Annotated in this window: 8 protein-coding genes; 6 read left to right on the top strand and 2 right to left on the bottom strand. The window is 38.1% G+C overall.

Going from position 1 to position 9,356, the window contains the following annotated elements:
- Positions 1 to 103: 103 nt before the first annotated feature.
- Positions 104 to 1,321, bottom strand: coding sequence for an ATP-grasp domain-containing protein (locus V7137_RS13340; protein WP_335698542.1), 1,218 nt, complete (start codon positions 1,319 to 1,321; stop codon positions 104 to 106).
- A gap of 416 nt (positions 1,322 to 1,737) precedes the next feature.
- Between V7137_RS13340 and V7137_RS13335 the strand changes: the two genes are divergently transcribed.
- From V7137_RS13335 to V7137_RS13325, 3 genes are all read left to right on the top strand, one after another.
- Entirely contained in the window at positions 1,738 to 3,399 is a 1,662-nt protein-coding gene (locus V7137_RS13335) for a sensor histidine kinase (protein WP_335698541.1), read from the top strand.
- On the top strand, positions 3,396 to 4,175 hold the full coding sequence (locus V7137_RS13330) for a LytR/AlgR family response regulator transcription factor (protein ID WP_335698540.1): 780 nt from the start codon (positions 3,396 to 3,398) through the stop codon (positions 4,173 to 4,175). Before V7137_RS13335 ends, V7137_RS13330 begins: the two co-directional genes overlap by 4 nt.
- Positions 4,176 to 4,324: 149 nt before the next feature.
- Positions 4,325 to 5,572 (top strand): L-lactate MFS transporter, encoded by a 1,248-nt coding sequence (locus tag V7137_RS13325; protein ID WP_335698539.1) that lies wholly within the window; start codon positions 4,325 to 4,327, stop codon positions 5,570 to 5,572.
- 278 nt (positions 5,573 to 5,850) lie between these two features.
- On the opposite strand, the gene V7137_RS13320 is transcribed toward V7137_RS13325, so the two are convergent.
- Complete coding sequence (locus tag V7137_RS13320; RefSeq protein WP_335698538.1) at positions 5,851 to 6,549, bottom strand: hypothetical protein; 699 nt, start codon at positions 6,547 to 6,549, stop codon at positions 5,851 to 5,853.
- A 266-nt stretch (positions 6,550 to 6,815) separates the two neighbouring features.
- Here V7137_RS13320 and V7137_RS13315 point away from each other — a divergent pair, with 266 nt between their 5' ends.
- The 3 genes from V7137_RS13315 to V7137_RS13305 all read left to right on the top strand — a co-directional run bounded on the left by V7137_RS13315 (position 6,816) and on the right by V7137_RS13305 (position 9,008).
- On the top strand, positions 6,816 to 7,034 hold the full coding sequence (locus V7137_RS13315) for a DUF1540 domain-containing protein (protein ID WP_335698537.1): 219 nt from the start codon (positions 6,816 to 6,818) through the stop codon (positions 7,032 to 7,034).
- Between the two features lie 514 nt (positions 7,035 to 7,548).
- Positions 7,549 to 8,064 carry a Gmad2 immunoglobulin-like domain-containing protein gene (locus V7137_RS13310; protein WP_335698536.1) on the top strand — a complete coding sequence of 172 codons (516 nt, stop codon included), beginning with the start codon at positions 7,549 to 7,551 and terminating at the stop codon, positions 8,062 to 8,064.
- Positions 8,065 to 8,183: 119 nt separating this feature from the next.
- Positions 8,184 to 9,008: a GNAT family N-acetyltransferase gene (locus tag V7137_RS13305; protein ID WP_335698535.1), complete on the top strand. Its 825-nt coding sequence runs from the start codon at positions 8,184 to 8,186 to the stop codon at positions 9,006 to 9,008.
- The last annotated feature ends 348 nt before the right edge of the window (positions 9,009 to 9,356 follow it).

Below are 9,356 nucleotides of genomic sequence, written 5' to 3'. Positions count from 1 at the left end.
GGTTGATGAACTTATACGAAAACCAACAATCTATGCGAAAATAACCTTTCCTAATAAAAAAACTAGAATTTTTGTTCAATCATTCATTTGTCACTCGGTATTCTTAAATGGGGTCAATGTAGAAATGTATATTGCTGGCTGCTTGCATGGCATATCTTTTCGCTTCTATTTTAAAATTTGAGGATGCCAAAATGTATCCGCAACGATCTCCCATTGATAAAGGCGGACGTACGATCTGTCCTTGTCGGGGTTTTATATACACCTCTTCTACACCGGGATATTGAGAGCTGAGTTCTTTCCCCGTTACCCTATTTAATTTTCCTCTAGAATCAACTGTTAAATAATGTGCATAAACATACTTTCTGTGTTTTTTAGTAAGGCGAGGCTCATTTCCTAACATTAATTGAATGGTTTCCTCTACTAAATTAATTCCATATCCGACTTCAATGATTCGATTCATCGCTCCACCTGAGATTCTTGGGTTAATTTCAATTAATTTCCATACCCCATTTACTAAACGCATTTCAAGGTGACAGGCACCATTTTTCATTTGAAAAGCCTTTAAGATAGAACTTACTGCTTCAAGGATACGATCGTACATTCTTTGATTGATATAGGGTAGTAAACAATATCCGGTTACGATAAATCGTTGAAAAAGAGTAATCTGTTGTTCGATGATCGCGACAATATGAACTTTTCCATTGTGTACTAAAACTTCCATTAAATATTGGGGTCCTTCTAGATACTCCTCTAGTAAAATCTGTTCATTTTTTTTTAGTAAGTCTTGTAATGCCAGCTTTAACTGGTTCTCGTTATTTGCCAATATAACATCTTTTGAGCCGGCAGATGTGGGAGACTTTACAATAAGAGGTAAATAGTCCTTGGCTTGGTCAATAAAATTCTCTAAGGAAAAATCCTCTGGATTATAAAGGGCATAATAGGGAGAATTTAGGTGTCCTTTGAGAAGCTTACGAGTTAATACTTTATTTTCCATTTTTGAAATGGCATCAGTAGAAACTACACTTGAACAAAATTCTTCTGATAAGACTGCTGCTAGATGAACGTATGAATGTACAAAACTGAAAATGCCTTTTATTTGTTTACCTTGTTTTTGTAGTTGGCTGAGGTTATTTTTTATTTCATCATAATTGGATAATTCCACTAACATCATTTGATGGACTTCGGGAAATTCTGTTCTTTGCTGAATGAATTTTTGTCTAGTGGTGAATAACACCGTAAAATAGCCGAGTCTTTCTGCAGCTTTTATTGCTTCTCTACTGGATCCGGATTTGTTCGTTTCAATAAATACAATGGTTCGCATAAGCTTTGTCATCCTATCTTTGAAGGTATTTTAATGAAGGATGTAGCATTACCAGTTTTATTTTAAATTATCTGATAAGTACATTTTATTATATTGTCATAGGACAAGAGTGGTATGGACAATCGTCATCATTCTTAAGACAATTAAATGATAGAATTTGTAAAAATGAAAAAAGTGACTTTTTCTTATTAAACTTGCGTTAGTTTGATTGGATATTGGGTGCATAAAATTCAAGCAGATAAGTGGAAATAATCACTAGATTTCTCCAAAATAGAATTGCTTTAATTTGAAAGACGGAATAAAATTAATGCTTGTTATGGGAATCATACAAATAAAAACAGCCATTTGAATGGAAAAAATTATGGCCAGGATGCCTTTCCAATTTTAGGTATTAGGAATATAGAAGGGAACGTTAGATGAACACATCATTAGAAATGCTAATCCAATTATTTGAACGGGCTGCCTTGCTCTTGATCTGCCTGTTTTTTATGATTCGGATCCCGAGATTTAAGGAATCGCTCCAAAAAGACCGCCATTCTCCTACAGAGCGTGTGGTGATTACCCTTGTGTTTTGCTTATTTGCCATTTTTGGTACGTATTCAGGGATAAATGTGGAAGGGTCGCTTGTGAATGTCAGGATTATCGCTGTTGTTTCGGGTGGAATCTTGTTTGGACCCTGGGTAGGAATCATTACTGGTATTGTTTCAGGAGTCCATCGATATGTAATTGATATTGGTGGACCCACTTCGATCCCATGTCTCATTACGAGCATTTTAGCAGGGATTGTTTCAGGGTATATTAACCGAAGAGTAAAGAGGTCCATGCGTTGGATTTATGGGATCGCAGCCGGCATGTTGTCTGAAATTTTGACTATGGTGCTGATTCTTGCGATGGCCAATCCATTTGAACTAGGTTTGGACATTGTTTCTAAAATCGCATTCCCTATGATTGCAGGAGAGGTGAACATTGGCTTAATTGTTTTGCTTGTGATGAGCGTCGAAGGTGAAAAAGAATTGATTGCAGCGAGACAGGCAAAGTTAGCATTGGATATCGCCAATAAGACACTGCCATACTTTCGGTCCATTCATTCGGATTCCCTGAGGAAGATTTGCGGTATTATCAAAAATGATATAAAGGCCGACGCAGTTGCCATTACAGATACCCATAATGTCCTCGCTTATGTAGGCTTTGGAGAAGAGCGATATGAAATCGGACAGGAAATCATTAGTGATTTGACAAAAGAGGCGATTCACAACGGGAAATTCATTATTCGGAATCAAGTGGCGGATCACCATACACCGCAAATTCACTCTCTTCTCATTGTTCCGTTTGAGGAGCATGGAGAGGTGACAGGGACACTTAAAATCTACTACCGTAAAGCTTATAAAATGACCTACTCGCTTCAGACTATGGCGATTGGGCTATCGCAAATCATCTCCACACTGATGGAGGTTTCCCGTATTGAACAGATTAAGGAAGCGGCGAACAAGGCGGAGTTGAAAGCACTCCAAACGAAGATTAATCCGCACTTTTTATTTAATGCACTAAATGCGATTGCCTCCACAACACGCAGGAATCCGGACAAGGCGCGGGAGTTGATCATCAATCTGTCAGGCTATATGCGTTACAATTTAGAAGTAAGTGATGAATTGATTGATATTTATAAAGAATTGGAGCAAGTCCGTGATTATGTGGAGATAGAGAAGGCGCGTTTCGGCAGCCGCTTAACGGTGGAATACGATATTGACGATGTAAGTGTCAACATACCGAGCCTGCTCATCCAGCCATTAGTCGAAAATGCCATTATCCATGGGATTTTAACGATAAAAGGCCCAGGAGTGGTGACCATTTCGGTTAAGGATATGGGGAATAAAATAAGAATTAGTGTTAAGGATACAGGGGCAGGAATTAGCGAGGATGTTATTCATAGGTTGCTCCATGATGATGTCCCGGCCAACAAAATCGGCTTGTATAATGTTCACCAGCGAGTGAAACTCATCTATGGACTTGGACTGGTCATTCACCAACTATCGCCTGGAACAGAAGTTTTTTTTGATATGGTAAAGGAGAACCTATGAGAGCGATTATTGTAGAAGATGAAATACCAGCTCGAGAAGAACTGGAGTATTTAGTGGAAGCCTATAGTGAAATTGAAGTAACTCATTTCTTTGATGATGGCTTAGATGTTTTAAAATTTTTGCAGGAGCAGGATACAGATGTGATCTTTTTGGATATAAATATTCCTTCCCTTGATGGGATGCTGTTGGCGAGCACCATTAGTAGATTTACAAAAAGGCCTTATATTGTTTTTACCACAGCCTACAAAGAGCATGCAGCACAAGCCTTTGAGCTTGAGGCCTTTGATTATATCTTAAAGCCCTATGATGAGAAGCGGATCGCCGCGATGTTAAGCAGGCTGGAATCGGCCTATAAACGAGATCACACAGAAACAACGCTCCCGGAAAGAAAACTCGAATCTCAACTGAATGCTCAAGGATGGCAAAATGAAATCCCTTCGAAGGCTACTAGTCGGATCAATTTGAAAAAGAATGATAAAATTATCGTCACAGATGTGAATGATATCTATTATGCGATGGCTAGTGAAAAAGTTACTTTGGTATATACCCAGAAGGAGGAGTATACCATGCCGATGAGTATTACGGAGTTTGATTCCCTGCTGCCAGAGAACCTTTTCTTCCGTTGTCACCGATCTTATACGGTTAACTTGACCAAAATCCGCGAAATTGTTCCCTGGTTTAATCAAACCTATATGTTGCGTCTGAAAGATCTTACGCAGGAAATTCCAGTCAGTAGAAGCAAAGTGAAAGAGTTTCGACAAATTATGCATCTATAACCTCCATTCATTCCGAATAATAGGCATCTCATTCTGAAAACGATTTCTTTCTTTTTTTCGATGCTATGATGATGATATAAACAAGATCAATTAAAGGTTTTTGATGTTGAACATTATCATTTTTATAGGGAAGAAAAGAGGAGATCGCAATGAAATCAAATACAGATCGTCGATGGCTGATTGTGTTAGGAACTATTATTGTACAGATGGGATTAGGTACCATCTATACGTGGAGTCTTTTTAACCAGCCGTTAGTAGAACTCTTTCATTGGAAGTTAAATTCAGTTGCTATTACGTTTTCAATTACAAGCTTCGCCTTGGCATTCGCTACGTTGTTTGCCGGGAAGATGCAGGATAAATGGGGCCTTCGCCGTTTAATTGGTTGTGCAGGTCTTGTGCTCGGGGCAGGATTAATCCTTAGTTCCCAGGTATCGTCATTATGGATGCTTTATATTTTAGTAGGGGTTGTAGTTGGGGCAGCAGACGGCACAGCTTACATCACCTCCTTATCTAATCTAATCAAGTGGTTTCCGGAGAGAAAAGGACTTATTTCTGGAATTTCAGTAGGGGCGTACGGTACGGGAAGTTTGTTATTTAAGTTCATTAACGGTTCACTCATCCAATCAGTTGGTGTGTCACAAGCCTTTTTTTACTGGGGATTAATCGTCCTGATTATGGTTGTGGGTGGTTCATTCCTTGTACGGGAAGCAAAAATGAGTCAGGAGCAGCAAACCCATGGTGGCAGCATCCAAAAAGATTTCACGGTTAAAGAAATGCTTAAAACAAAGCAGGCTTATCTATTATTTTTCATTTTCTTTACAGCTTGCATGAGTGGCTTATTCTTGATTGGAATTGTTAAGGATATTGGTGTTAGATTAGTAGGACTTGATATTGAAGCTGCAAGTAATGCTGTGGCATTAGTTGCCATCTTTAATACAAGCGGACGCATTATTCTCGGGGCATTATCAGATAAAGTGGGCCGTTTAAGAGTGGTATCAGGTGCACTTCTTGTCACAGCAGCATCGGTGACAGTATTAAGCTTTGTCCAACTTAATTATGTCTTGTTCTTTGCCTGTGTAGCCGGAATTGCCTTCTGTTTTGGCGGTAACATTACGATATTCCCTGCGATTGTAGCTGATTTCTTTGGGTTAAAAAATCAGAGCAAAAACTACGGAATCATTTATCAGGGCTTCGGAATTGGCGCCATTTCTGGATCATTTATTGCCTCTGCCTTAGGTGGTTTCCTACCTACCTTTAAGCTTATTGCAGTACTGAGCATTGTCTCATTACTCATCGCGATGACGATCAAGGCACCAGGCATTGAAAAAACTAAATCGAAGAAAAAAAGGAATCAAGGCGAGATTCACAACCTTTCACCAGAGACACGAGCAAGTTAAAAGACCACTTAAAAAAAAGGCAGCGAACCAAATTGGTTCGTTGCCTTTTGTCTTAACTGAAAAAAATGGTATTAAATTTATACTTTTCTTATTACTTATGCAGTCAGAATAAATAAAACACCTTTAAGCGCTCTTGTCATTTGCAATAACGCTTTATTGGGTAAGCTGTATAGATGATTGGTCAATGTTTTTCAATGTAGTAACCGTCTTAGTCGCTCTACAACTTTTCGATTATGATCCATAACTTCTTGGACCATTTCATTTATGTGAATACCATATTAGTTACTTGGAATAAATGCCTGAATGTCATTAGATAAAATGGCCGTGTCTGAAGGGTACCAGAAATAGCTGTGTCCATCGAACTGAAAGGAAAACTTATAGGCCACGGGGTCACCTGTGTACAATACCATTTCATACACAACTGGATCCCCATTATCCATATTCGGTTGAAAATTGGGTGAAGCCTTACTAGTCTTTACTATTTGAAGAAATTGGCTAATTTGCTCGAGATTTTTTAATTCTTTGATTCGTTTGGTACCGCCTGTTGTGTTATCTTGATAAATTTCGACTCGATTAACTTTTTCTAAGTGCATATCTTGGAATTGCCAGTGGAACTTTTCCTCATCTCTTGAGTAGTAAAGGTTATATCCATTTATGGCCTCAGAGGTTTTAACGGCAAGGAGATTGGGCTCTCCCTTAATCGTATAAATGTTTGTTCCTTTTTCATGGAAAGCAGCATCGCCATTTTTAATTTTATACTCAAGATCGGAAACATGATCAGCTACCTTAAATTTCACCTCGCCGAGTTTTTTTTCGATGAACTTATGATCAGCCATAATACCTGTATAAATTCCTTCATACATTTTATTGTCCCACTTAATAAAATCGACCCAATCAATGACAGTACGTTGGCCTATTGTTTGGCAGCCTGACAGGATGGTCAGAATGACAATAAACAGAGTGATTGATTTCCTCATATTACCACCTCGGAAATATAGACGAATCCTTTTTTCTTTTGGTTTCATCTACTCTGCATTCATTTTTTTGAGAAAAAAATATGTTTCAAATCGTTGGCAAAATGTTTCCTCATACTTTGATAAGATAGTGACGTTTTTTGGTAACTAGTTCTTCAAATCCTTAGCTTATTATTTCCAAAACCTCAATAAGTAAAAATCCAGTGAATGAAAAAATTGTTTTTACAAAAAATAATACTGCAACAGGTCAATATCTAGGAGGTAATACAATGCCTAAAGTTGAAGTATCTTGTGCGATCTCCAACTGTACGTTTTATGGAGAAGGAAATGTTTGTACTGCGGAAAAAATTATGGTTGAAATAGATAACCATGCAAGATATGATACGGAAATGTCTTCCGAATTAGGTGAAAAGAATCATATTGATACGGCAGCTAATTCAGCCGAAACCTGTTGTAAAACCTTTAAACCGAAACGAAGCAGAACTTAGATAAAACCGATTCTGAAGTAAAATAAATCAAGCTGCATGATGTTGCTACAGACTTGTTTTGCAGATTTTCTTGAGATCCTTTTCACATTGTGATGTCATAACGGTGAATTATGTAGATGGACCGTGCCAGATGTAATAAGGTTAAGGAAAAGGGACGGGTTTTGTGCTTCCTTGGTAGGAAGGACAAAATCCGTTCTTTCTTAATAATTGGTTAACTTGCACATGACTTTTTATACTTTTCTTCAGCTATAACACCTGTATTAATTCCATCATCCTCTTTAACATCCCACTTATTATAGTCCTCCTAATCCATTACAGCTTGAAGTCCAAACGGACTCTCCAGGCCTCATGATCGAGCGATCATAAAAAAATAAACAGACCGATTGATTTTCTCATGTTACAACCTCAAAAATATAGAAGAATTCAAATTTTTTTGGATTTGCTTTTTCAAAACACGGATTTTAGAGAAACAAATAAAATATAATAAATGAAAAGAAAATAGGCGGGATAAATAATGAAAAAACTTGTGTTTTTGCTCGTTATCGTCATAGCTGCAATGGGTTTTGCCTGGTATAACCAACATCCAGAAGTGGTCAAAGAAAAACCACCTGTCACAGAACCCAACGGAGAAAATCCATCTGAGCCCAATAAACCAGAGGGGCCCGTTACCCATGAACCAGAAGAGCCCGTTACTCATGAACCAGAGGAGCCTGTTACCCATGAACCAGATAAAAACGTATATCAAAATGAAGTATTTAAAGATGTCGTCGTCAAGGAAACCGCAGATACCATCATTGTAACCGGGAAAGCCCAAGTCTTTGAAGGCGTGTTTCGATATGCTCTTTATGATGGAGACAAAGTGGTGAAAGAAAGTAATTACCAGACAGCAGGTGCACCTGCTTGGGGAGATTTTGAAATTACGTTTGATAAAGCGTTAGTTTCAACCAATCCTCTTACATTGGAATTATTTGTTTACTCAGCAAAGGATGGTTCAAAAATAAATACATTAGAAATCCCAATAGCAAAGTAAACGTATTAGCTGCCATCATGGTGGCTTTATTTATTTGCAAAAATTTGTTTTTGGAAAAGAAGGAATGACAACGCACTGTCAAGAATAGGAATAGGTGACGATGAATAGAGGTGAACTGGATGTTAACAAAAGAACAATTGGTAGAAATAAAAGCACTTCAGAAGGTTTGCGAAGATGAGGGAGGCTTTCATCTGAAGTTGAATTTTGATATGCTTGAAAATCGCTTAGGGAATAAAAAAGAAGACTTCTTCCATTATGAAGATGGCAAAATAGTCGGTTTTCTTGGTTGCTATGCGTTTGGCGATAAAGTAGAGATTTGCGGAATGGTGCACCCGGATTATCGAAGAAAAGGGATATTTTCTAACTTAATGGAAGTGGGACTTTGCGAGGCCCAAAAACGATTCTCTAAGATTTTATTAAATGCCCCAACAGAATCCCAATCAGCCAAGCAATTTTTGAAGAATCTCCCATGTAGCTTTGAGGTTGCTGAATATCAAATGAAATGGCAGGAAACAGAATTAATCGAGGATTCCACGGTAACCCTAAGACCGTCTATTTCAGATGAAGATAAGGAAATCGAAATACAACTGGAAGTCTTGGGATTTGGATTGAATGAAAAAGAAGCGCGGGAGTTTAATCAACTAATTAGAGATAACAGTAGTGATCACCGCCTCATTATCGAGACAAAAGGAAGAGCTGCAGGGAAAATGCGCGTTTCCGAATCGAATGGAGAGGCGTGGATTTATGGTTTTACCGTTTTACCTGAACTTCAGGGAAGAGGGATTGGGAGAAAAGCGTTAACAAACGTGGTAGTAATGGAGCATCAAAAAGGGCTGCCTATTTTTCTCGAGGTCGAGGCCAAAAATGCCCATGCCTTAAGACTGTATGAATTATGTGGATTTAGAAGTTACCATTCTCAGGATTACTATCTATATGAAAAGTGATTTCAACTAATTGTTGGAATTCAAAAAAAGATGCCGTGTGAAAGCATCTTTTTTTATGGAGTTCATTCATTTTTCCACCATTAATAAACAAAACACGTGCCATAATAAACACTCCTTAGGTAAATGTAATCTGAATTGTGTAAGAGTAAGGGTCACTACACCATACGATTGCTCAACTCAAACAATGGTATTAAATTTATCATAGTACAATATTTGAAAAGCTCAAACTTTTAATTATCCTTATATTTTAGACTCTATTAAAATTGCCTGTTTGTTTCCGCTCCAGGCGTCTGTGGTTCGCGGACGGTCCGGGGAGCATCTTCGTCGCCGCGCTTCTGCGGGGTCTCC

The organism is Neobacillus drentensis (genome assembly GCF_036962765.1).
In the GTDB taxonomy this organism is placed as follows: Bacteria; Bacillota; Bacilli; order Bacillales; family Cytobacillaceae; genus Neobacillus; species Neobacillus drentensis_C.
This window is presented reverse-complemented; position numbering and strand designations above follow the sequence as displayed.

Bases quoted from the DNA above. Each gene is read 5' to 3' on its own strand.
- V7137_RS13340 (WP_335698542.1), bottom strand. From the start codon at position 1,321: ATGCGAACCATTGTATTTATTGAAACGAACAAATCCGGATCCAGTAGA.
- V7137_RS13335 (WP_335698541.1), top strand. From the start codon at position 1,738: ATGAACACATCATTAGAAATGCTAATCCAATTATTTGAACGGGCTGCC.
- V7137_RS13330 (WP_335698540.1), top strand. From the start codon at position 3,396: ATGAGAGCGATTATTGTAGAAGATGAAATACCAGCTCGAGAAGAACTG.
- V7137_RS13325 (WP_335698539.1), top strand. From the start codon at position 4,325: ATGAAATCAAATACAGATCGTCGATGGCTGATTGTGTTAGGAACTATT.
- V7137_RS13320 (WP_335698538.1), bottom strand. From the start codon at position 6,549: ATGAGGAAATCAATCACTCTGTTTATTGTCATTCTGACCATCCTGTCA.
- V7137_RS13315 (WP_335698537.1), top strand. From the start codon at position 6,816: ATGCCTAAAGTTGAAGTATCTTGTGCGATCTCCAACTGTACGTTTTAT.
- V7137_RS13310 (WP_335698536.1), top strand. From the start codon at position 7,549: ATGAAAAAACTTGTGTTTTTGCTCGTTATCGTCATAGCTGCAATGGGT.
- V7137_RS13305 (WP_335698535.1), top strand. From the start codon at position 8,184: ATGTTAACAAAAGAACAATTGGTAGAAATAAAAGCACTTCAGAAGGTT.